Origin of the sequence: Bacillus sp. GC_Bacil_1 (assembly GCF_026540675.1) — a bacterium.
Classification (GTDB): Bacteria; Bacillota; Bacilli; order Bacillales; family Bacillaceae_G; genus Bacillus_A; species Bacillus_A cereus.
The window spans coordinates 97,902-123,396 of record NZ_JALNUG010000015.1; the positions used below are offsets into that span (position 1 = coordinate 97,902).

The following is a 25,495-nucleotide window of genomic DNA, read 5'->3' on the forward strand; positions in this document are numbered from 1 at the left end:
AGCGGAAGCAAAGAAGTTAGGTGGGGGATCAACTGTCCGTAAAAGCCCGATTGGTGAGGGCTAATAATCAGTGGGGATGAACAAAACCCCCACTGATTAAAGTTTCACTTTATGTGATGCGGTAATAAAACTATCTAGTTTGCTATTCTTAGTATTTGTAAAGTCTATATATTTTTTCCTCTTTTGTGGAAAGTAAAACTATTGTTACGACCAGTAATATAGTGTCATTTTTTTGAATATTCCATTCGTTTTTTGTTTTTATTTTTAGTTGATGAAAAGACCTTTCTCTCAATTAAATATTTAATTGAGTACTTGAATTTCCTCCATCTTGTACTTTTCAAAGCATAGTGCTTCAAAAATAGCTGTATCGCTTTCATCTGTTTCCAATTTCACAAATTCTTTATTATCTTTTTCTAAAATTTGGAGCAAAATAGTTTTTCAGTTTCACATTTAAATTAGCAGTATTTATTTTTTGAATTCAATTTGTATAAATGATTGAATTGGAACTTTGACTGTTGTTTCTTGCGGTGGTACAGTATCTCCTGTTACTTTCGCTTTATTTTAAATCTTTTTCCAGCTTGGTCCTCGCATTGACTACCACTGTATTTTGTAGTACTTCACTGTTTTCTCAAGTTCAATAATTATATCTTGTAGAATTAAGAAAAGAACTTAGCTTATTTCGTTTACTTATCTACTCTGATATTTAGATGCTAACTACAATTAAATAATATATGATTTTTATAAAAAAGATATAGTAATATTTTGTTGTGAATTGTACTAATTTGATATTTTATAGTATTATTTGTCGTGAATTATATATAACAGAATATATTTTATGGATCTATAAAGGAGAATGTAATGAATACTTCTATCGATATACAACACTTATGTGATCTTGCACATAAAGCATTTAATGCCCCTGTACATATTTTATCTGCAGACAGAAAAATTTTATATCATTCTACATCTGATAATGTTTGTAGTCCTTTTTATTCTTCAAAAGAAGAACATCTTACTGATATTTATCAAGAAAACGATCCCTTTAACTTGCCACTTTTCCGAAGTAACAACTATCTTGAAAATTTTGTTCTAATTCATATAGAAAATCATGATGATATTAAAGGGACTATTATAATCGGTCCTACTATACATCCAAAAGATTCAGATGATATGATCATAAAATTTCAGAAAGAATTTAAATCAAATGATAACATTCAAGAAAGACTTGCCTATTATCAGTGTTTATCTGAGATTAAAAAAACTACATTAATTGATATGGGAATTTTATTACATTACATGATTTTCAATGAAAAGTTAGATGTAGATATTGTCTTGGAAAAAAATAAAGTACTAGAAGAAGTTCCTAATAAAATTGTGAAACCGGATTTATATATTTTAAAACGCCGACAAAACAAACCTAAAACGCACAATATGGCATTAGTAAATGATTTCTTTTCGACTATTAAAGAAGGAAATAAAAAAAAGTTAATACAGTATATGTATGCGGTTTCACAAGAAGATGTTGAACTTATGCTAATAGAGGATCCGCTCAGGAATCAAAAAAACCTTGGAATTATTGCGATTACCTTAGCCACTCGATATGCAATAGAAGGAAACCTGCCACCAGATATTGCTTTTGCTCATAGTATTTTATATATACAAACCCTGGAACAATTAGATAATGTAGAATCTGTAAAGCGATTGTCAGGGGATGCTTTACGTACCTTTGCAGATCGTGTGAAAGAATACAATGCAAAAAAGTATTCTTACGCGGTTACTACATGTATAAAACATATTAATAAAAATGTTTACGATGGAATATCTCTGAATGAACTTGCTAATCATTTAGAAATTACGCCTACTTATCTGTCTAAACTATTTAAAAAAGAAATGGGAATTACTTTAAGCGAATATATTCAAAGGGAACGAGTGGAAGAAGCAAAGAAATTATTAACACTCACTACTTATTCGTTATCAGATATCTGTGCTTGGCTTAACTTTAATGACCAAAGTTATTTTATAAGAGTTTTCAAAAAAATCACTAGTATGACTCCTAGGCAGTACCGTGAAAAATATACAGTAATATAAGCTTGTTATCTACTGTCTCCAATGTAAAGACTTAAACATGGGTGTAAGTATCCCAAAAGATGAAAATACTGAACTTATTACGCTAGAAAGAGTTTGTGATTTGTCTAGAAAAAGAACTTGTATTCAAATAGACGTATGAGATTAACCTGATATTATCTTGTTAGCGGAACAGTTTCAATTTTTATAACAATCATGTGCTGAATTTATAGGTATAGTTTTATTTTAGATAAACACTAGTCTGACGTCAGCTCAAACAAATAGCTCTTGAAGATTTAATAAACACATATGTGAGCAAAAGCTCAATGGAAATCTTTGTACCATATTGTTAATTTGAAAAAATACACTAACCGTTATTTTGCTAAAGGAAATAAAAATACAGAAGGCTGCAAAGTGTTCCAAGGAAGTTTTGCAGCTTTTTTGTGATTTAAAACCTATGTTTATAACGATGATAAGTTTATAGACTAATATCTTCATATTAGATATTTATTAATGTTTATATTAGGATATCTCGTGAAAAAATCAATAATATAACATATATTACTAAATATATCTACATTTTATGCAATTATACATAACTAAATAAAGGCAAAAAAGTATAAAAAAACCTATTATATTATTCTATAAGTATTTTTTTAAAAATAAAATTTCTTGGTTGAGCTAAAATAGTTATTTTTAACCGTATACACATTAATTTGTAATCATTACAATCACAGAAATGAAATTTACAAATAACTATATTTATATAATTTTTTTCGGTTCATATTTTTATTTAGCAGTAAATTATCGAGCATAATCGACAAAATTTTTCTATTTACGCATTAAAAATTTAATGTTTTAATGAACAACATAACTGGTATGACCAGACAGAAAGGAGAAGGTTACGCTAATAGGAATTATAGTGAAGTTATAAGTAACATTATGTTGGGAATATTTTTCTGAATAGTCTTTTTGTTTATGAGAGGTCAAGAATCAAATTGGTAATAAACGTGTTCTAAGTTTCTGCATAACAAAAGTGAAGTTATTCCGCAATAAAAGTATAAGCAATGTACAGTATAATTTCACCTTTTGTTGTCTAGTAAGGAGTTTGCTGACAAAACTAAGAGGGATATTATCAAATTGAAATTAAACAATGTTATGACAAGATTAACTGTAAGCATTGGTTTATTGATCCTCACGATTCTGTAAGTTAAACCGCAACTTTAGGAAAGAATTAATAATTTACTACTCATAGGGTGCCTGATTCAAATATAGTTAATAAATTTTTGTTATTTATATTTAAAAAAATAGAGTATCGAAATGAGAGATAAATAAAATCCTTACATCCTATTAGAAGTAAAAAACAACGATATTAACGTATCTGAAAGATTTCTCCTTCTTCTCCAGTTTACAAAGAGAGCGGTCGTACAAGTTATATGAATTAAGTTATAAAAACAATGGTAAAGGAGTGTACGGAATGAAAACTAAAATAATGACAGGATTTTTAATAACATCCATTGTAACTGGAGCAACTATTCCTATCAATACTCTCGCAACACCAATCGTTCAAGCAGAAACTCAACAAGAAAACATGGATATTTCTTCATCATTACGAAAATTAGGTGCGCAATCTAAATTAATCCAAACGTATATTGATCAATCTTTAATGAGTCCTAATGTACAGCTAGAGGAAGTCCCAGCTTTAAATACCAATCAATTCCTAATCAAACAAGATATGAAGGAATGGTCATCGGAACTCTATCCACAGTTAATTCTATTAAATTCAAAAAGTAAAGGATTTGTAACAAAATTTAATAGTTATTACCCGACATTAAAATCGTTTGTAGACAATAAAGAAGATAGAGAAGGGTTTTCGGATAGACTTGAAGTACTTCAAGAAATGGCTATGACGAATCAAGAAAATGCGCAACGACAAATCAATGAATTAACAGATCTTAAATTACAGCTTGATAAAAAATTAAAAGATTTTGATACTAATGTGGCAACTGCGCAAGGCATACTAAGTACAGATGGAACAGGAAAAATAGATCAGTTAAAAAATGAAATATTAAATACCAAAAAAGCAATTCAAAATGATTTACAGCAAATTGCATTAATACCAGGGGCTTTAAATGAACAGGGATTTGCTATATTCAAAGAAGTTTATAGTCTTTCAAAAGAAATTATTGAACCAGCTGCTCAAGCAGGGGTGGCAGCGTATAACAAAGGAAAAGAAATTAACAACTCTATTCTAGAAGCGGAGAAAAAAGCGGCGCAAGAAGCGACAGAACAAGGTAAAACTGCTCTAGAGATTGAATCAGCAAAAAAAGCAGCTCGTGAAGCAATTGAGAAAAGCAAACAAGGTGAAATAGCAGCCGCAGCCGCAGCAAAAACACAAGAGTATGACCTGATGAAGGTCATTGATACCGAAAAGATTAAGAAAACATTTGGCGTTTTTGCTGAAGTAAATAAATTAACAGCAGAACAGCGAGCATATTTAGATGATTTAGAGAAACAAAATCAAAAAATATATGATTTAACAACGAAACTATCAATAGCTGATTTACAAAAATCAATGCTTCTTCTTACACAAAATGATTTGCATACGTTTGCAAATCAAGTAGATGTAGAACTGGATCTACTAAAGCGCTATAAAGAAGACTTAAATCTAATAAAAAATAGCATTACAAAATTATCTACTAATGTTGATGCAACTAACGAGCAGTCTCAAAAAGATACATTAAGACAATTAAAAAATGTAATAAGTTACCTTGAAGAACAAGTATATAAATTTTAATATTGCGTTTTTGGGGAATTCATAAAGATTATAAGCATTTAGCGAAAGAAGGAGAATAGTCATGAAAAAATTTCCATTCAAAGTACTAACTTTAGCTACATTAGCAACTGTTATAACTGCTACTACCGGTAACACTATTCATGCATTTGCACAAGAAACGACCGCTCAAGAACAAAAAGTAGGCAATTATGCATTAGGACCCGAAGGACTGAAGAAAGCATTGGCTGAAACAGGGTCTCATATTCTAGTAATGGATTTATATGCAAAAACAATGATTAAGCAACCAAATGTAAATTTATCTAATATCGACTTAGGATCAGAGGGGGGAGAGTTGCTCAAAAATATTCACCTTAATCAAGAGCTGTCACGAATCAATGCGAATTACTGGTTAGATACAGCGAAGCCACAGATTCAAAAAACTGCTCGTAATATTGTAAATTACGATGAACAATTTCAAAATTATTACGACACATTAGTAGAAACTGTACAAAAGAAAGATAAGGCAGGTCTAAAAGAGGGTATAAATGATTTAATTACTACAATCAATACAAATTCAAAAGAAGTTACAGATGTGATTAAGATGCTACAAGACTTCAAAGGAAAACTATATCAAAATTCTACAGATTTTAAAAATAATGTTGGTGGTCCAGATGGGAAAGGTGGATTAACTGCAATATTAGCAGGTCAACAGGCAACGATTCCACAACTTCAAGCTGAAATTGAGCAACTTCGTTCTACTCAGAAAAAACATTTTGATGATGTATTAGCATGGTCAATTGGTGGTGGATTGGGAGCAGCTATTTTAGTTATTGCAGCTATTGGAGGAGCGGTAGTTATTGTTGTAACTGGCGGTACAGCAACACCGGCTGTTGTTGGTGGACTCTCGGCTCTTGGTGCAGCTGGTATCGGTCTAGGAACTGCGGCTGGTGTCACAGCATCTAAGCATATGGACTCCTATAATGAAATTTCTAACAAAATCGGAGAATTAAGTATGAAAGCAGATCGTGCTAATCAAGCAGTTCTTTCACTTACTAACGCGAAAGAAACATTGGCATATTTATATCAGACTGTAGATCAAGCGATATTGTCTCTAACAAATATTCAAAAGCAATGGAATACAATGGGCGCAAATTATACAGATTTACTGGATAATATCGATTCTATGCAAGACCACAAATTCTCTTTAATACCAGATGATTTAAAAGCCGCTAAAGAAAGTTGGAATGATATTCATAAAGATGCAGAATTCATTTCAAAAGATATTGCTTTTAAACAGGAGTAGAACTGAAATTTAAAACCTAAATTGGAGGAAAATGAAATGATAAAAAAAATCCCTTACAAATTACTCGCTGTATCGACGCTATTAACTATTACAACTGCTAATGTAGTTTCACCAGTAACAACTTTTGCAAGTGAAATTGAACAAACGAACAATGGAGATACGGCTCTTTCTGCAAATGAAGCGAGAATGAAAGAGACCTTGCAAAAGGCTGGATTATTTGCAAAATCTATGAATGCCTATTCTTATATGTTAATTAAGAATCCTGATGTGAATTTTGAGGGAATTACCATTAATGGATATGTAGATTTACCTGGTAGAATCGTACAAGATCAAAAGAATGCAAGGGCACATGCCGTTACTTGGGATACGAAAGTAAAAAAACAGCTTTTAGATACATTGAATGGTATTGTTGAATATGATACAACATTTGATAATTATTATGAAACAATGATAGAGGCGATTAATACAGGGGATGGAGAAACTTTAAAAGAAGGGATTACAGATTTACGAGGTGAAATTCAACAAAATCAAAAGTATGCACAACAACTAATAGAAGAATTAACTAAATTAAGAGACTCTATTGGACACGATGTTAGAGCATTTGGAAGTAATAAAGAGCTCTTGCAGTCAATTTTAAAAAATCAAGGTGCAGATGTTGATGCCGATCAAAAGCGTCTAGAAGAAGTATTAGGATCAGTAAACTATTATAAACAATTAGAATCTGATGGGTTTAATGTAATGAAGGGCGCTATTTTGGGTCTACCAATAATTGGCGGTATTATAGTGGGAGTAGCAAGGGATAATTTAGGTAAGTTAGAGCCTTTATTAGCAGAATTACGTCAGACCGTGGATTATAAAGTAACTTTAAATCGTGTGGTTGGAGTTGCTTACAGTAATATTAATGAAATGCACAAGGCCCTTGATGATGCTATTAACGCTCTTACTTATATGTCCACGCAGTGGCATGATTTAGATTCTCAATATTCGGGCGTTCTAGGGCATATTGAGAATGCAGCTCAAAAAGCCGATCAAAATAAATTTAAATTCTTAAAACCTAATTTAAATGCAGCGAAAGACAGTTGGAAAACATTACGAACAGATGCTGTTACATTAAAAGAAGGAATAAAGGAATTAAAAGTGGAAACTGTTACTCCACAAAAATAGGGAAATATTAATTCTGTTGTAAAGTGAACTAAAACATAGAAAGTCTATGATTACACTGTTAAACAGAAAAGTAATAATTAATAAATCCTTATATAACAGAAAGGCGGAGTCTCATTAAAGACTTCGCCTTTCAATTATATATAAGTATGATTCGAATAAAAAATAACCTTGTAGTTTAATTGCTTTTTTTAAATTTGCAACAGAATCGGTTAATTTGAAGTAGATTATATACATTTTCTTTAATACTTAATGATTTGAAGGCTGCTAAAGAAAGTTCAAACGATATTGATAAAAGATGTAGAAATCATTTTGAAAGACATCGCTTTTTAATAAGATTAGAACTTGAAACCATGCCTTATATAGGAGGAATACGAAATGATGAAAAAAATCCCTAATAAACTACTCGCTATATCAGCGTTTTTAACTATAACAACTACTTATGCAGTCATACCACTAGAAACTTTTGCAATTGAAATTGAACAAACGAACAATGAAAATATATCTCTTTCAGCAAATGAAGAACAGATGAAAAAAGCTTTGCAAGATGCTGGTTTATTTGCAAAAGCTATGAATGAATATTCTTATTTGCTAATTAATAATCCAGATGTGAGTTTTGAAGGAATAACTATTAATGGAAATACAGATTTACCTAGTAAAATTGTACAAGATCAAAAGAATGCAAGAGCACATGCTGTTACATGGAATACACAAGTAAAAAAACAGCTTTTTGATACATTGACAGGCATTATAGAATACGATACAAAATTTGAAAATTATTATGAAACATTAGTAGAGGCGATCAATACTGGAAATGGAGATACTTTAAAAAAAGGGATCACAGATTTACAGGGAGGAATTCAACAAAATCAAAAGTCTGCAAAAGCATTAAAAGAAGAATTAATTCAATTAAAAAATGCTATTGGAGAAGATGTTAGAACATTTGGAAGTCATAAAGAGACATTGCAATCGATTTTAAAAAACCAAGGTGCTGATGTGGAGGCTGACCAAAAGCGTCTAGAGGACCTTTTAGGACAAGTAAAATATCAGAAAGACATAGAATCTAAGGGCTTAGACATGGTGAAAATCCCCTTTATTCCAACCTTGATTGCTGGTGGCATAATGATAGGTGATGCAAGAGGTAAGTTAGGTTGGCTAGAACCTGAATTAGCAAAATTACGTCAGACTGTAGATTATAAAATAACATTGAATCGTGTAGTTGGAGTTGCATTTCATAATATTAGTGATATGCATAGTATGCTTGATAGTGCTATCACTGCTCTTACTTATATGTCTACGCAATGGGAGGATTTAGATTCTCAATATTCGGGTGTACTGGGACATATTGATAAAGCTGATCAAAAAGCTGATCAAAATAAATATAAATTCTTAACCCCCAGCTTGAATGCAGCGAAAAACAGTTGGAAAACATTAAAAACAGATGTTGTCACTTTGCAAGAAGGGATAAAAATTGCAGAGAAAAAAGAACAGGATTTTTTGAATCAGCTTCGTCCATCAAACGTTTTCTACTTTTATAAAAAAATTCATAACGCATACACTTTTGAAATAAAGACTGGAACAAATGCGCCAAATGCGTCTTATAAAGTTATGAATTTAACTAAAAACACTGTTCATAATATGTGGAGTGGAGGGGCTAATACTAACATGTGGGCTGATTGGCTTTCATTCAATCCAAATGATGAATTTGCGGTAGTAGCAGTAGTGGATGGTAAAGAATATGTTGTGTATAAAGACAAAGTACAAAATATAATGAACTGAATCTGAAAGTAACGAAGTAATTGGAGCTGGAGAATAAACTAGACACCAAGTTAATTGAAAAATCTCCTTATATCCTAGAATATTTTGCTCAAGAAAAAGAATTTGTTCAGCGAAAAAGTAAATATTGAACCAAGTAGTTAGTTGTATTATGTGTATGGTTTTACCGAAAGGTTTCAAGTACATTACTCATACAATTATGTAGTTATCCTGAAGCATCTACAGGTGTTCTTATCGACCTTGAAGAACTACTTAGCTTCCTAAGTGGAGTGACTTTATGCAAAATTAAGTGAACGTTTTTGTACATAGATTAGTTGACATTTATATAGATTTTTTTCATTTTCAAAGATAGTTTTGTTTTTTATGTTATTTTTCAAAAATTACTGTTGAAGTTTCTATATTCATGACTCAGCATATAATCATTGTTTTATGAAATGACATACCACGTCCCTTAGAGTTTCATACGTATTACGATAACTTAAAGAAAAAAGATAATAGTAGTCAACGGTTACTATTATCTTTTTTGAACTATTTTTCATTAAAATATCTCATCTGCTGTGCTCCTTATTTACTTTTCCAGATTTTATCCTAGTTTAAAATTTATGCATTTGAACTGTTTATACAATTTGTAGGATTTTTAGCTTTTTTGTCGAATACACTTAATGCAAGGAGGGACATTACATGATTATTAAAGATTATTTCATCAACCTTTCTATTTTTTCTTTATTAGTTAGCGCAGCAATATTTATTCAAGTGTTTACAATTAATTCTAGTCGATATTTCGAAAAGCTCTATGGAGGGATTATTGCAGTTACGTTAATGTTCTTTTCTTTTCCATACATGGGATTTTCCTACGATCTTCGAGTTGTTCCTCTTATTCTATCTTTTATTTACTTTGGTCGTATTGCTGGTTGGATTACGTTAATTAGCATAATTGTAATGCGCATCTTTTACACTGGAGGGTATTGGGAACCTCCTGTGATTGCTTATTTAGGTATGGGGATTCTATTTTCTACTTTTAAAACTTATTTTAAAAAACTACATCCTTTTAAAAGTGCATCGTTATATTTTTCTGTTTTTATTGGAATAAAGTGGTTAGTTGGCGTATTATTTAATACTACATTACTTTACACAGGAGGCCTATTATATATAGCGTTAGGACTTTTAATTGGGCTATTTCTTATGGAAGCCTACCAGAGATTGTATTATTTAACACAGGACTTATCTAAAATGAATCGAGAATTAAAAAAATCGAAGCAAGAACTTGCAGATACCGTACATGAGCTTCAAGGAGGAATTTTTAAATTTAAAAAAGTGGGTAAGCACTTTATACACACTTTATGTGATGGACAGTTTTATTATCAAAACGGGTTTTATTCTGAACAGGTGGTAGGAAAAAGCTTACGTACTATTGATGCTTCTATTGTTCCTCCACATTTAGTTCCACAATTGATGAAGTACTATCTTCAGGCATGGGAAGGAAAAGAAATTATATTTGAATTACCTTGGCCAAATGATAAAACTATTATTCTTATTGCGCTTAGGCCGATTAAACGAAATGGACAAGTTATTGAAGTTGTTGGTTCTACAGTTGATATAACCGAAAGGAAAAAGGTAGAATCAGAATTAAGCGCTACCAAAGAATTATTGGAATCATTTATAAAGCACAATCTAGATGCTATTACCATTTCTGATCGAGAAGGGCATATTTTACAAGCGAATAAAGCTTATGAAAAGATATTTGGGTGGTCATCACAAGAAATCATAGGTAAGAGATTACCTTGTGTACCAGATTTTTTAATGGAAGAATCGCTTAGAAATATTCAGAAAATTCTAACAGGAGAATCTGTGGTTACTAGATTAGAAACTGTTAGACAAAGGAGTGATGGGAGTCTTCTTGATGTTAGTCTGACTGTCTCTCCTATACTAGATGTAAGAGGAAATGTGATAGCTTTATCAGCAATATGTAGAGACATCTCTGAAAGAAAACAAGCAGAAAGAGAACGACATCGATTACACCAGCAATTAAGAGATAGTGAAATGAAGTACCGTGCACTAATCGAACAAGCAACTGATGCGGTATATGTAGTAGAGCTGAATGAAGAGAATGCTCCAAGTCGATTTATTGAGGTAAACCCTGTTGGGTGTAGAAGGTTTGGATATAGTAGAGAAGAGTTGCTCTCATTATCATTTTCAAATATAGTACCACAAGATTCTCAAATGATCGTAAGGTTATTAGAAAAAATTAAAAAAGGACAAACTTCCTTCACTTTGCAAGATGAATATGTTTTTCCAACAGGAAAAGTAATAACAACTGAGTTTAGTGTTCGTGTTTTTAACTTAAATGGTAAAAAAGTTTTCCTAAGTATTTCTCGTGATATCACTGAACGGCTAAAAACAGAAGAATTATTACGAAAATCTGAAAAACTTGCTGTTGTAGGACAATTAGCGACTGTAATGGCTCATGAGATTAATAATCCATTAACTGCAATGAAAGGGTTCATGCAATTACTAAAATCAACGGAAAGTGAGAATAATCAGGGTTATATTAATATAGTATCATCAGAGATTGAGCGTATAGAGAGCATTACAACTGAATTTATGGCGGTAGCCAAACCACAGGTGGTAAAAATGCAACCTAATAACATTAGTGTGCTAATGGATCAAGTTTTAATGCTACTACAACCTCAAGCAATGATGCATAATATAAAATTTAGAATCGATCTTAACCCTGGTATTCCATTGATTTCATGTGAAGGAAATCAATTAAAGCAAGTATTTGTTAATATATTAAAAAATGCAATTGAATCTATGCCGATGGGAGGAGAAATTCTCATTCAATTAAATATACTTGATAATAATCAAGTAAGTATTCGTTTTATCGATCAAGGGTGTGGGATTCCAAAAGAACGTATACCATACCTCGGAGAACCTTTTTATAGTATTAAAGAAGAGGGGATTGGCTTAGGGTTAATGATCTGTTATAAAATCATTGAAACACATCAGGGAAAGGTATTTATTGAGAGTGAAGTGAATAAGGGGACTATAGTTGAAGTCACGCTCCCTATTTGTACACTTCAAAATTAATATATTCTTTTTACTGAAATTTTTTAAGAAACCATACAAAATGTAATGCTAATGTTACTTAATGAAATAATAAAGAGAAGAATACTGGTAAATGTACCCTATAGAATAGACACTTGAAAAAACCTGTTATAAAAACATCCTTTCTTTAGAAGCAAAAGAAAGGATGTTTTTAATATTGTAATTTTTCTTGGAGACATTTCAAATTTTTACTCATAATACATTTTTTAACTAATTTTGGTTAAGTTAGTTAAAAAGGAATTATTTTTAATGAGCATATTGACATATAAATATCCCTCATTTTTAAAATAGAAATTTCTAAAAACTATATATAGGTTCTTTTTGAAAGGAAGGGTATTATCAATTGAAACCACATGAAAAAGTACCTGTTCACTCTATAAAATCTTTGCAGGAATTAATGCAATTACTAAAAAAATCTAAAGATTTTATAACGTTGGAAATTGCTTCTAATAATTCCTCTATAGTCATTTCATATTTTAGAACATTAATCGATGTAAATATATTTCATGAAGAGGTTTTGACTTATATAAAAGAGAAGAGCTTCGATTCGTTACAAGATATTCACTCTGTCTTACCTTTTGAGAATTCAAAAATAACAAATCAAATGGAAGATATTCAGGATAGTATTTTAAATGGCTATATACTTATTCAGTTCGATACAGATAAATTAAATTGTTTGTTAGTAAATGTGTCAAAGAAAGAAAAAAGGGATATTACAAAAGCTGAAATTGAATATAATATTGTGGGTCCGCAAATCGCATTTGTCGAAGATTTAGATGTAAATTTAAATTTAGTACGTAGAAAGCTTCCAACACCTTATTTACAAATGAAAGAATTGAAAGTAGGATCTCTCTCTAACACAACTGTTGCGATTGTATTTATTGAGGGAATTGTAAATGATCAAAATCTACAAGAAATTATAAAAAGGGTAAGTCAAATAAAAACAGACCATGTTTTGGATAGTACTTATTTGATGCAGTTAATTGCAGACAACCCGAATTCTATATTCCCTCAATTTTTGAATACAGAACGTCCGGACCGTGTGGCAGCTGTATTAGCAGAAGGGAAAATTGCACTTTTTGTAGATGGCTCGCCTTATGCCATCACTCTTCCAACAACATTAATTGATTTTTTTTCTACGACAGAAGATTACACCATGCCTTGGATTATAGCCTCTTTTTTTCGTCTATTAAGGCTTTTTGCTTTTATATTTTCTGTCTTAACGACGCCATTATATGTCTCGATCTTAACATATCATTACGAGCTTATCCCAAAAGAACTTCTTGAAACGTTAATCATATCGAGAAGTAAAGTACCTTTTCCTCCATTAATTGAAGCACTTTTTTTAGAAATAACAATTGAATTACTGAGAGAAGCGGGGGCACGTTTACCAACTAAAGTGGGTTTAACTGTCGGTATAGTAGGTGGTATTGTGATTGGACAAGCATCGGTAGAAGCAAGTCTTACAAGTAACGTACTTATTATCATTGTTGCACTTTCAGCTCTTAGTTCATTTACAGCACCAATATATCGTATTGGTAATACAATTCGAGTAATTCGTTTTCCTTTTATAATATCTGCACACCTATTGGGCTTATTAGGAATTGTTTTAACAAGCTCTTTGCTTTTAGCACGTTTATTACGTACAGAATCATTAAGACGTCCTTATTTGTTTCCTTTTTATCCTACACGCCCTACAGATTGGAAAGACAGTATTATACGTATGCCGATCTCAGCGATGTTTCGACGTCCTATTTTTTCAAGGTCTAAACAGCGTTTTCGCTTTAATCCAGAAGAGGTAGAGAAAAATAAAATACTATCAAGAAATGATTTTGATGATTGAATTTAACAGGGAGGAGCATTATGAAACAGATCCCAATTGAGTATCAAGTCTCTCCATATATGGTATTTTTTTTAATTATTACTATACAGATGGGAGTTGGTATGCTTGGTTTTGAAAGGATTAGTGCAAAATTAGTTGGAAATGATGCGTGGATTAGCACGCTACTTTTTGGAATATCTGTTAATCTTATGATTTGGATCATATATCAGATTTTAAATCAGGGCAATGGAGACATCATTGCAATCAATCAAAACGTACTTGGAAAATGGATTGGTGGATTGCTCAACTTCATTTTTTTATCCTATATTGTATTGTTAGGTGCAACAACACTACATACTTATATCGAAGTAGTACATGTTTGGATGTTTCCTTCAATTTCATCTTGGGTTATAGCGGGGGCGTTTTTGGGTCTATGTTATTACATTGTGACTGGAGGATTTCGTGTAGTTGCCGGAATCGGCTTCTTTGGAATCGTTATCCCAAGCATTCTAATCTTCACATTTTTTTATCCTTTGCAGTATGCAGATTTCCAGAATTTATTTCCAATTGCACAGCATTCATTCCTAGAAATTATGAAAGGAATGAAAGGAAATATGTTTAGTTTTTTTGGATTTGAAATGTTATTGTTGTACTATCCATTTATTAAAAAGGCAAGAACGTCTCAAAAATATGCGCACTATGCAAATTTAGTAACGACTATTGTCTACACATACCTTATGATTTTAACTCTTGCGTTTTTTAGTGAAAAGCAACTTGCGAACGCGATATGGGCATATTTAAGCATGATTAAAATTATACAATTTCCCTTTATAGAGCGGTTTGAATACATTATTGTTTCTGTTTGGGCTTTTTTTATATTACCGAATGTTTCCTTTACATTATGGGGAGTAAGTCGTGGTATAAAAGAGGCACTGGGAATAAAGCAAAAATATGTTTTGCCAGTTATCATCCTATTCATCTTTATTTTGTCATTTTTCTTGAATAACCGTAATAAAATTAACTTATTAAATACTTGGACAGGTCAAATTGGCTTTGTATATATATATGTATACCTACCTGTACTATGGCTAATTCAAACGGCCAAAATAAAGTTAAGGAGATAAATATGAAGCGCTGGATACTTTTCCTTATATTGGGTGTCTTCTTGATAGGTTGTGCTAAAACAAAAATTGTGGATGACATTGATTTAGTTCAAGTTGCGGCATATGATACTGAAGCAGAAGGTAAGCTAAAAGGAACCTTTGCGATTTCAGCTTATAAAGGAGGCGGGGAAGGTGAAACAAAAATCTATTCAGCATCAGGCCAGACTGGTAGAGAAGTTCTTGCAAGAGCATCCGAAAAATCTTCTGGACCTCTAGAGTTGGGTCAATTGCGTGTTATTATATTTAATGAAAAAATAATTGAAAAGGGAATGCAGGAAATTTTAGAGACTTTGAACCGAAATCCTAGTGTAGGAAATGCAATTTATTTAGCAATTACAAATGTAAAAGGGGAATCACTATTAAAGGGGAACTATTCTAAAGAAAAAGAAATTGCTTCTTATCTATCCTCTTTACTGGAGCAAAATATGAACAATGGAACGCAACCAAAAACAAACTTTTTTATGTTTTTAAATCAACTTGATGATGATGCGAGAGATTCCTATTTACCGATGATATCTAAAAAAGGGAATGTGTTGGAGTTAAATGGAATAGCACTTTTTAAAAGATGTAAAATGGTTGATAAAGTGAACCCTAAAGATTTATTTGTATTTAAATTGTTGACAGATAATTTTAAACAAGGTACATACCAATTCAAACTACCTGGTTCTTCAAACACTTATGCCACGATAGAGAATATAAAAGCTAGAACAAAATATAAGATGGAGGGGAATAGTAAGCATCCATTCGTAAATGCTCATATTCAAGTTAAAGCTGAAATTCAAGAATTTACAAAAACAAAAAATCTAGATAATCCTAAAGAAATAAAAAAAATAGAAAAAATTATGGAAAAAGAAATAGAAAAAAAAGCAACTACATTGATAAAGAGATTTATTAAAAAAGACACAGATCCTATAGGACTTAGAAAGCTTGGTAGAACTCACGTAAGAAAATGGAACAGTCAAGAATGGGAAGAATCCTATAAACATTTACGTTTTCGTGTAACAGCTGATGTAAAAGTAACCCAATCTGGTGTTACAGAATAAATAAATCAAATAAGATATGGAAAATTTCAATAAAAAAATATAGTCTCGCAGGAGATTAGGGAGAAGAGAAACTATTAACAAAGCATTTCATAAACATTAAGATGCTTTGTTAATAGTTTTTATACTTTTATAGCCATATCACTAATATGGGGTATAGAATTCCAGAAGGCTGGCGGATATGTGGTGAAAATGTGTATGCTTGTCATAGTATTCACTATATAGCACTGACGTCCTATTTTTATGTCTTTTCAATATGGAATGAGAAAAATGAATGTTTATCGTGGGATGCAACAGTTGCATGGTGTAAAAAGTTAGGCCTTGCACACGTTCCATTGTTATATCGGGGCCCTTATAATGAAAAGGTAATTTATTCCATTTTAACTTGGTGAACGGTAGAGAAAATACAATGAATTGTAAATGAAATCTGTACGGGAATCTAGTACCGTATAGTACAGTGCATATGAAAAACTCTTCAATGCTATCTCTCAAAAAATAATAATTCTCGGCTTTATAAACTGTATTTTCAAAAACATTGCGAGCTTGTAAGAAAAATGAAAGGTAATTCAATATGAGATAAACAACTTTACTACTACAATGAAAAACAGAATCATTCTTAAAAATCATGAGATACAATATCAAGTTATTTGCGTGTTTAATTCATTTTACTAAATATTCCAGTTTCAATAAGGAAAGTCGAATCAGACTATTAACGAATGGTATATTATTCGTATTTTGGAAAAGTCAAAATGAAGACAAGTATCTTCTATCAAATCTCATTCTTGGTGTATACATTTGAAGGGAATTTCTCATATGAAATTAGTAAAAGTAAAAGATCTTAGTTAGGAGAAGGATGATAATGTTAACAAATTCTATGGGAAGGTGAAGAAAGAAGGTAGCGTAGGCCTAATCATTAGGGGGCAGACGTCTCTCTTTTTTTATGTCGCAAATAGCATTAATTCGTTAATTAATTTATATGAGATTATCTTAAATAAGTTAGTTAAGAAAGAAAAATAAAAGTGAGTAAAAAGATAAAAATACACAGGTACGTAAAAAATAAGGAAGTTGTATTTGCAAGTGTTTTAGTTGGGTGTGATATCAATTGTATTGGTAAAGGTGAATATTACGTTTAAATTGCCATGGATGGAAAAGGAGGAGTTTCAAAATCTATGGATGGTAAAGTGACGCGAAAGGAGTATGAATATACATTATCGGGTTTTGATAAGGAAGGTAAAGAAAAAGAGTTAGAATTTATTGCACAAAAGAATCTTCGTAAAGAAGCATTCCTACGTGTATATTATTCAGATAAAAAGGTGTAACAGCTTGGGAGGAAGTGCAGGAAGACGAGCTCCCGAAGAAAGCAAAAGAAAAACTAGGTGTGAAATAATCATTTATTTGTGATGGTGGATTCTTCTAGGTTGAGGGTCCGCCGTTTTTTATTATATGTTATGTTGTAGTTTTTATATAAAGCATATTGAAAAGATAGGTTAAATCTTCTGGAATAATATCTCCATAATTAATAACTTGTACAATAACCTTTCAATTATCACTAAATCCATTCATATCAACAAGTTGTGCCATATATCCGTTTGTAGCAATATCTTTTAAAGTACGCTAAAAATACCTTTTATTTTATTTTATCTTATCTTTATCTTATCTTTACCTTATCTTTAAATTTTTATATTAAACTTGAAACCTTAAAGTATTGATGTATGAGTCTAAAAAGGGCGGGAGATAGGTGTTCATTACATAGTTTGTATATAACCAATTACCTTTGAAAAATTGAATTTCTTATACGAGGAGGAATATATGAAGGATACAAGTAAAAATCAAATTATAAAAGCGTTCCTTATTAGTATTTTAGGCTTAGGAACAATACTTGGAATGCTATATTTTAATCATAAAACCAATATTCAACAAAATAAAGCGCAAGCCACCGAAAAACGTGTATTGCAATATGAGTCTACCTTAAAAAAAGAATTAGAAAAATATAATTTAGGAGAGAAAACACCAATTTTATTAGGAATTATGTATCAAGAGAGTAGAGGTGAGGGAAACGACCCTATGCAGTCATCCGAATCACTTGGATTAAAGCCAAATGAAATTCAAGAGACAAGCTTGAGCATTAAACAAGGGGTAAAGCACTTTGCTAAAATGTACAAATATGGAACGGACAAAGATGTTAGCATAGATACAATTATTCAAAGTTATAATATGGGGCCAGGGTATATTGATTTTATTGCTAGTCAAGAAGTTAAACAACACTCGGAGGATTCGGCCAAAAAATTTTCTAAGATGAAAGTTGATCAAAATCCAGCGATGTATACTTGTGGTGAAAATAAAAATAATTTTAGGTATCCATATTGTTATGGTGATTTCACATATGCCACAAAGGTAAATGAAAAAACAAAACTTATTGAAGAACTTCTTCGAAATGTACATAGCTTTTCTAAATAAGTTGCAGAATGAAATATAATGATACCATCAGTTATTAACAATAATATCTAAGAAAAAACTACTTTCTTTCTTAGTTCGCATAATTTTCAAAAACAAATCCCGTGGATGTTAATATTTGTTATATAATATATTTGTCAAAGCATTACCCCTAAAGTTTCTAAATTCAAGCTGTAAGATAGTTTGTTTGGCCCGTATTTTCACCTTGAAAGTGGAGTTTAAATATAGTTGCAATTTTTTGAGGGGGAAAAGTAAATGTTTATAAAAACAGAAAGATTATTAATACGAAAATTTGAGTTCAAAGATTGGCAAGCTGTTCATGAGTATACATCAGATATCAATGTTATGAAATACATACCTGAAGGGGTCTTTACTGAAGAAAATACAAGAAACTTTGTGAATGAAAACATTGGTGAAAACGCTAAGAACTTTCCTGTAGTATTAATTGATAAAGATATTCTGATTGGCCATATAGTCTTTCATAAATATTTTGGTGAGCATACATATGAGATTGGTTGGGTGTTCAATCCTAAATATTTCAATAAAGGACATGCTTCTGAAGCAGCAAAAGCTACTTTGAAATATGGCTTTAAGGAAATGAAATTACATAGGATTATAGCTACATGTCAGCCACAAAATACCCCATCTTATCGAGTAATGGAGAAGATTGGAATGAGAAGAGAAGGCTATTTCAGGAAGTGTATACCACATGGGAATGAATGGTGGGATGAATATTATTACGCTATTTTAGAAGAAGAGTAGTGCCTAGGAACGCATCATTTAAATTGACACTCCTATTCTTAAATAGGCAAGTTGGCTATCTTTAATGGGGATCCTTGCTACTAAAGGCGAACTTTATTTCCGGTATCGCTGACGTGCAAAACTTTGTATAATCTGATCTTATCTCTAAATCACAACTGTTACTCCCATCACCATCAAGTTAAAGTTTCATTTTATTTTGCTAACTTGATGGTGATGTGACGTAACATTTATTATTTGAAAATTTTAAAAAGTCCCCTTAGTCATGTTAAAGGGACCTTGATCACGCAAATGATATGTAAGCCAATTTATTTTTGATATACAGATTATTTGTATAATAATTTTTATAAATAATTGCTAAATAGTGAATTTACATAAATGCTTTTAGAAGTTCTTGAATTAATGGGATTGCTCCACCTATAAATTTTAAAACTGCCATTGCGATTTCCATATTATTCTCTCCTCTTTTTCGTATTAAGATGTGATAAATCTTTATAACCTCATCATAGTAACCGCTTATAATAATAACAATACATTTTCGTATGCAATATTGCATATTTATACATTGGATCTCTATTATTCATTTTTTAATGGTACTATAGCGAGGTGAGAGTCTTTAAGAGTTCTCCTTAATAGGAGGAAATATGTAAAGAGTGCAAGCGATTTACAGTAATCAAAAATTTAAGAGTTGGGTTAAACAGGTATTAGCTGTAGGAGGAGTAATAGGGGGCTGTTATTTGGTGTTATATGTTTTCTGTTTCTTAGTTATCATGTAAATATTATACAACTAAACTAGTAGAGTCTTGCCTAGAGAGGTAAGGCTCTTTTATTGTAGTACCTGGAGATGAGCAAACTACATACAATATCTCTCAGGTTTTTCAGATCACTTTGTATAATTCCTTGTTTAGAACACTAATTTCTATTATTGAAACTAAATAAACATCTATTTAAAAGTTTCAATTTATATTGAAAACAGAATTCCATTGATAAAAAATATGTTTTTACTAGATACATATTAAAAAGACAAGCATAAATTATATTAGATTTTGGCAAAGTCTTTTTGACTTGGAAAAGGATTTAAATCTTACTTATAGATTTGATTCCTTTTTATATACTATAATCATTATATTTCTATGTAAATATAATACATTAATAATGATTTAAAAGCAAGAATTTTAGTAGCGGTACGTTCACACATCCATCAACTTAAGATTTTAAAGTAGCTCTTAAATAAAAAAATTCTTTTTTTAATTGATTAATAGTAAACAAGAAAAGTTGGCAAATTAACAACTAAAGAGATTTCTTCAGGTAAGCTAATAAGTAATCTATCAAAAAGTCCTTTACAAAATTTATACCTAAGTCAATTATAAGATAATTATAAGATCATGTAAATTTACAATAATGTAAATATTATACATTATTGTAAAAGGTACTCATTGACACTTGTGTATATAAGTAACTATACTCGTTACATCAAATTGAATGTGTGATAATACGATTTTATTATTATTACAAACATGTAAATATAAAAATAGAAAATCCCAATTTGATAAATACAATGGTAGAGGTGTTTATTTTAATGAAGCACAAATTAATTGCAACAGGTATCCTTGCAGGATCTATATTATCCTATTCTTCTAATATTTTAGCAGATACTCATACATTCCCTGATGTTCCTGTATGGGCCGATAAATCTGTTAATTATTTAGTTGATAAACAGGTATTGAATGGTTATCCAGATGGAACTTTTGGTTCAAATGACTCATTGGACAGAGCTTCGGCTACAAAAATTATGACAAAAGTTTTAGGGATACAAATTGATCCTAATGCAAAACCATCTTTTACTGATTCACAAAATCACTGGGCTACTCCTTATATTGCTGCTGCTGAAAGAGCTGGTATTGTTAAGGGTGAAGGTAATGGAATCTTCAATCCATCTGGAAAAGTAACTCGCGCTGCTATGGCTACGATGCTAGTAAATGCATATAAACTACAAAGCACAGCAAATCATAACGAGCAGGTTAGATTTGTAGATTTAAAAGGGCATTGGGGAGAAAAATACGCCAATATTTTAATAGATTTAAAAATCTCTAATGGTACCGAGAACGGTTGGCAACCAAATAGATTTATAACACGTGCTGAAGCTGCTCAACTTACTGCAAAAACAGATATGTTACAACAAAATTTAAACGATGAAAAAGAGATTATTACTGCTACCTCATATGAAGATTTAAATTTAACAGTGGCTTCGAAAATTACAGCTCAAGAGATTGATAGTTTTATTGCGAAATATCATTCGGATAGCCCTTTAGTTGGCCATGGGCAAGATTTTATCAATGCGCAAAATCAATATGGTGTGAGTGCTCATTATTTAGCAGCGCATGCGATTTTAGAATCTGGATACGGAAAATCAGAAATCGCATATCAAAAACATAATCTATTCGGTCTACGTGCATATGATGGAGATCCGTTTAAATATGCGAAATATTTACCAAGCTACGGCGATAGCATTGCTTATAATGCTAATTATGTACGAGAAAGATATTTGGAAGAAAGTGGTATGTATTATAACGGGCCAACATTAACTGGCATGAACGTGAAATATGCATCAGATAAAGGCTGGGCTAAGAAAATTGCAGGCATTATGGAACGTATTAAACCGTTTCGTGTAGAAGACTATACATATGCAAAAAAATTACCAAAGAATCCTGAAACATTAGATGTCGACGCGTTATCTAATGAAATTCCATATAAAATGTATGCAGACAATTCAAGCTCAAATGTTGTATCATCAGCTACTTACTATCAGGTACCTTATCCATTTAATTTAAAAATTAAAAGTAGACCAGATGTAGCTGTCGAGGAGAATAAAGTTGGTACAGTAACTCCTGGAACAACCATCTTTATTTATCGTGAAGATCCAAATGGATGGGTAGAATTCTCTTTTGAAGCGAATGGAGAAAAATACTGGACATTAAAAAGTAAATTAAGTATGTAATTAAAAAGATCTATTTCACTACTTTTAATCGTTTAGATTATAATCGCATATAATTGAGAGATAAGTTTTTTACTTTCTTAAAATAAAGTTATGTATACAAGAAAAGTTAGAGAATTATTGTCTCTAACTTTTCTTCGCTAGTATTTGAAATTAAAAAGATGGTGGAGTTACTCCAAATATAACAGTGACTTTGTTTGAAGAGTTGTTTTCCCATTTATGCTTTGCATAAGGTGGGATTTTAACACTATCACCTGTATTGAGAAGTAAAACCTCATCATTTAGATATAGTTTCACTTGTCCTTCCATAATAAATGCTATTTCTTCCCCTTTATGTGCCACAGGCTCCATAGATGAAGCAGTTTGAGGTAACAGATTCATTAAAGCCAATTCTAGTGCTCCATCTAAATTAGGAGATAATAGCTCATACGAAACATTGCCGCTTTCAGGAAAAGTTATTTTTTTCCTTTGGTTAGCTCGTACAACTAGTTCTTCTGTATTGGTATCCTCTAAGAAAAAATTAAACAATGGAATATTTAATCCTACAGAAATTAATTTTAGTGTTTGTAATGAAGGGTTTGTAATTCCTTTTTCAATCTGACTTAACATGGAAGGTGTTATATCAGCTAACTCCGCTAAAAGCTTACTGGTTAATCCGGCACCTTTTCTAAATGTCATAATTTTGTGACCAACATTAATATCGTTCATATATGTAATCCCCTTTAAATAAGTAAATAAAATTAAATTATTATTAATTTTATTTACTTATACTTAATATATTGTTAATATATACTTAATTATAATAAATTATGATTAATTTTAAAATATCGTATGTACATATGGCAGCAGCTGCGAAAAAGTGGGAAAAAGATTTACTTAGAAACAAAGGGGCTACTATTTTTGAATATACAGCGGGCTATAGTAAAGCAGTAGAAGAAGGAAGAATACAAGTTAATAAGAATCAAATGTGCTATTTGATTGACGATGAAAAATCAAAGCATTTATTTTAAGGTTATGCAGTAGCTGCTACTCGTCTGAATAATTGATATACAAATAAAAGTTGATGGATCGCATCCCCTATTTGTATATCTACCATGTGGAGTAGGATTTGGTGGAGCTTCGTTAAGTTTAAAAATTATGGTATGGGATCATGGACATGTAATTTTTGCTGGGCCTACCATTTTCCGTATATACTAATAGGTATGATGACCGTATTATATGACGGGATTTCTATACAAGATTTTTAATGAAAAGGATTCTAATAAGTAAAGGACAACTTAAGAGTAGACTTCAATGCTGTATTGTAAAATTTTTAAGGAAGTGAAAATAGTATGAAATCAGCTTTAAATAGTATTATGATCTCCTCGATTCTTGCAGTAGGAGGGATCCTTTCGCTTTTGTTTAATTTAATGGGGGATCAAGATTGGATCTGGAATTGGGTAGGGTTATTACTGGCATATCTATCTTTGGGCATTTTAATAGGTTTATATAATAAAACTGTGGATCACAAAACATTTCCTAAAATACTAAAAAGAACTTTGTTTATTTCCTTTAATGCTACTATATTAGGGATAATAATAGGGGTAACATACCAACTATTAGGAAAGTGGAATCTTACTATAATGATGTATTATTGGTTGATAATTTTATTATTACATTTAATTACTATAATAACATTAGTCATCCTAGTATTCGAAAACCGTAATAGTAAAAATTACAGCTTACTATATAGTTTTATTATACTTTTAAACATTGTCCTTACCTTAGGACCAGTATTATTTCCAGTAGTTCTAACTATTATAGGAAATGCCATGAACGCTAGTGCAGGGCACTAATTTTCACCTATATAGATTATTAAAATGATTAGTCCAAAATTGTGATTGGTTAAGTTAAAAAACTTAATAAGCTAATAGGATAATAAAACTAAACGAAATAAAGTGGAATGATTTGATAGAAAGAAGATTATAATATGAAAATTAAGCTTAAGAAAAAGAGAATTATAAGTGTATTGTTGGCTATTACATTAGTAGCAATAGGGTATTACATGTTTCAATCTATTACGAATCCTAAGCTGGTAAATGCGGAAGAGGCAAATAGTGTTCAACAAGTGAGCAGTCTACCTAAAAATGAATTGAAAAAATCGATACCTAATCGTTTTGATGGTAAAGAAAGAAAAGTTGTATATTTAACTTTTGATGATGGACCAGGAAAATATACAGCTAATCTATTAGATGTATTAAAGAAAAATGATGTGAAAGCAACATTCTTTTTAATTGGCAATAACGTGAAAAGGTTCCCAGATTTAGTGAAACGAGAGCATGTAGAAAACCATTATGTGGGCATGCATAGTATGACACATGATTTTAAAAAGCTGTACACCAATCAGGAATATGTTAAGGAAATGAAAGAAGATCAATCTTTAATTAGAAATGTTATTGGAAACACACCGAAATTAACACGTCCACCATATGGATCAATGCCTGGCTTAAATGAATCACTTCGAAATGAAGTGGTCGGAAATGATTTGAAAGTATGGGATTGGACAATTGATTCTTTAGATTGGAAATACAATAAATTACCTGTGGATGTAGCGGCCGCAAAAATTGTTCAAAATGTCTTAGCAGGTGCGACGTCTTCAAAGGAAATTGTTTTAATGCACGATATTCATCCACAATCTGTCGCAGCAGTTCCAGCAATAATAAAAGGATTAAAAGAAAAAGGGTATGAATTTGAAGCTTATGATGAGAATAATCATTTTCCAATAAACTTCTGGCATGATAATCGTATATAAAGAGATGTATTAGTTAAAAGAAAATCAGAATGGAATAAGCAAATCATATAGGGTTTAAATATTTGTAAGAGCGTGTTTAGATAGATGAAACACGCTCTTTTTACTGGGCTATTTTATTGTAGATTTAAGTATAGGCTTTCTAATTTTAGAAAAATTTATATGATTTTTTCATTCATTTCTACATAAGCGTTGGATATTTCGTATGTTTGTCTAGAGTGAAAAGAACTCATAAAAAACCGCCATTATTCACGTTCTTCTTCATATAATTGCACCGCACTTATTTTTT

At 31.1% G+C, this 25,495-nt stretch carries 18 protein-coding genes and 2 pseudogenes; 17 read left to right on the forward strand and 3 right to left on the reverse strand.

Annotated features, from left to right (window positions below):
• Positions 1 to 300: 300 nt before the first annotated feature.
• A complete protein-coding gene (locus OXT04_RS21420; protein ID WP_080126379.1) occupies positions 301 to 429 on the reverse strand; it encodes a peptidase in 129 nt (42 codons plus the stop codon).
• 429 nt (positions 430 to 858) lie between these two features.
• Here OXT04_RS21420 and OXT04_RS21425 point away from each other — a divergent pair, with 429 nt between their 5' ends.
• From OXT04_RS21425 to OXT04_RS21495, 13 genes and pseudogenes are all read left to right on the forward strand, one after another.
• Positions 859 to 2,088, forward strand: a complete 1,230-nt coding sequence (locus OXT04_RS21425; RefSeq protein WP_001097913.1) for a helix-turn-helix domain-containing protein — start codon at positions 859 to 861, stop codon at positions 2,086 to 2,088.
• A 1,453-nt stretch (positions 2,089 to 3,541) separates the two neighbouring features.
• The gene (hblC, locus tag OXT04_RS21430) at positions 3,542 to 4,861 is read left to right on the forward strand and encodes a hemolytic enterotoxin HBL lytic component L2 (protein ID WP_267417431.1); all 1,320 of its coding nucleotides are present in this window, start codon (positions 3,542 to 3,544) and stop codon (positions 4,859 to 4,861) included.
• Positions 4,862 to 4,922: 61 nt separating this feature from the next.
• Positions 4,923 to 6,143 carry a hemolytic enterotoxin HBL lytic component L1 gene (hblD, locus tag OXT04_RS21435; RefSeq protein ID WP_000714435.1) on the forward strand — a complete coding sequence of 407 codons (1,221 nt, stop codon included), beginning with the start codon at positions 4,923 to 4,925 and terminating at the stop codon, positions 6,141 to 6,143.
• A gap of 36 nt (positions 6,144 to 6,179) precedes the next feature.
• On the forward strand, positions 6,180 to 7,307 hold the full coding sequence (gene hblA, locus OXT04_RS21440; protein ID WP_000591969.1) for a hemolysin BL binding component B: 1,128 nt from the start codon (positions 6,180 to 6,182) through the stop codon (positions 7,305 to 7,307).
• Positions 7,308 to 7,682: 375 nt separating this feature from the next.
• The gene (gene hblB / locus OXT04_RS21445) at positions 7,683 to 9,083 is read left to right on the forward strand and encodes a hemolysin BL regulatory component HblB (RefSeq protein WP_267417436.1); all 1,401 of its coding nucleotides are present in this window, start codon (positions 7,683 to 7,685) and stop codon (positions 9,081 to 9,083) included.
• Positions 9,084 to 9,761: 678 nt separating this feature from the next.
• Positions 9,762 to 12,167 (forward strand): PAS domain S-box protein, encoded by a 2,406-nt coding sequence (locus OXT04_RS21455; RefSeq protein ID WP_097913882.1) that lies wholly within the window; start codon positions 9,762 to 9,764, stop codon positions 12,165 to 12,167.
• Between the two features lie 361 nt (positions 12,168 to 12,528).
• Complete coding sequence (locus OXT04_RS21460; RefSeq protein ID WP_000802303.1) at positions 12,529 to 14,028, forward strand: spore germination protein; 1,500 nt, start codon at positions 12,529 to 12,531, stop codon at positions 14,026 to 14,028.
• A 20-nt stretch (positions 14,029 to 14,048) separates the two neighbouring features.
• Positions 14,049 to 15,131, forward strand: coding sequence for a GerAB/ArcD/ProY family transporter (locus OXT04_RS21465; RefSeq protein WP_000809705.1), 1,083 nt, complete (start codon positions 14,049 to 14,051; stop codon positions 15,129 to 15,131).
• A 2-nt stretch (positions 15,132 to 15,133) separates the two neighbouring features.
• The gene (locus OXT04_RS21470; RefSeq protein WP_098675310.1) at positions 15,134 to 16,213 is read left to right on the forward strand and encodes a Ger(x)C family spore germination protein; all 1,080 of its coding nucleotides are present in this window, start codon (positions 15,134 to 15,136) and stop codon (positions 16,211 to 16,213) included.
• 143 nt (positions 16,214 to 16,356) lie between these two features.
• A pseudogene (locus tag OXT04_RS21475) lies at positions 16,357 to 16,587 on the forward strand (RNA ligase family protein); the annotation flags it as partial.
• A gap of 762 nt (positions 16,588 to 17,349) precedes the next feature.
• Positions 17,350 to 17,597: pseudogene (locus tag OXT04_RS21480) on the forward strand (YxeA family protein).
• Between the two features lie 422 nt (positions 17,598 to 18,019).
• Complete coding sequence (locus tag OXT04_RS21490; protein ID WP_016512821.1) at positions 18,020 to 18,667, forward strand: lysozyme family protein; 648 nt, start codon at positions 18,020 to 18,022, stop codon at positions 18,665 to 18,667.
• 252 nt (positions 18,668 to 18,919) lie between these two features.
• Positions 18,920 to 19,426, forward strand: a complete 507-nt coding sequence (locus OXT04_RS21495) for a GNAT family N-acetyltransferase (RefSeq protein WP_267417449.1) — start codon at positions 18,920 to 18,922, stop codon at positions 19,424 to 19,426.
• A gap of 367 nt (positions 19,427 to 19,793) precedes the next feature.
• Here the strand turns inward: OXT04_RS21495 and OXT04_RS21500 are convergent, their stop codons facing one another.
• Entirely contained in the window at positions 19,794 to 19,979 is a 186-nt protein-coding gene (locus OXT04_RS21500; RefSeq protein ID WP_002094014.1) for a hypothetical protein, read from the reverse strand.
• A gap of 1,023 nt (positions 19,980 to 21,002) precedes the next feature.
• On the opposite strand from OXT04_RS21500, the gene OXT04_RS21505 reads away from it, so the two are divergent.
• Positions 21,003 to 22,421, forward strand: a complete 1,419-nt coding sequence (locus OXT04_RS21505) for an S-layer homology domain-containing protein (RefSeq protein WP_098842273.1) — start codon at positions 21,003 to 21,005, stop codon at positions 22,419 to 22,421.
• 150 nt (positions 22,422 to 22,571) lie between these two features.
• Here OXT04_RS21505 and OXT04_RS21510 read toward each other — a convergent pair whose 3' ends face one another.
• Positions 22,572 to 23,126, reverse strand: coding sequence for a helix-turn-helix domain-containing protein (locus tag OXT04_RS21510; RefSeq protein ID WP_267417458.1), 555 nt, complete (start codon positions 23,124 to 23,126; stop codon positions 22,572 to 22,574).
• A gap of 131 nt (positions 23,127 to 23,257) precedes the next feature.
• Between OXT04_RS21510 and OXT04_RS21515 the strand changes: the two genes are divergently transcribed.
• From OXT04_RS21515 to OXT04_RS21525, 3 genes are all read left to right on the forward strand, one after another.
• The gene (locus tag OXT04_RS21515; RefSeq protein WP_306802062.1) at positions 23,258 to 23,428 is read left to right on the forward strand and encodes a serine dehydratase; all 171 of its coding nucleotides are present in this window, start codon (positions 23,258 to 23,260) and stop codon (positions 23,426 to 23,428) included.
• 321 nt (positions 23,429 to 23,749) lie between these two features.
• Entirely contained in the window at positions 23,750 to 24,253 is a 504-nt protein-coding gene (locus tag OXT04_RS21520; protein WP_000833547.1) for a DUF3902 family protein, read from the forward strand.
• Between the two features lie 134 nt (positions 24,254 to 24,387).
• Complete coding sequence (locus tag OXT04_RS21525) at positions 24,388 to 25,209, forward strand: peptidoglycan-N-acetylglucosamine deacetylase (RefSeq protein WP_098236450.1); 822 nt, start codon at positions 24,388 to 24,390, stop codon at positions 25,207 to 25,209.
• Positions 25,210 to 25,495 lie beyond the last annotated feature (286 nt).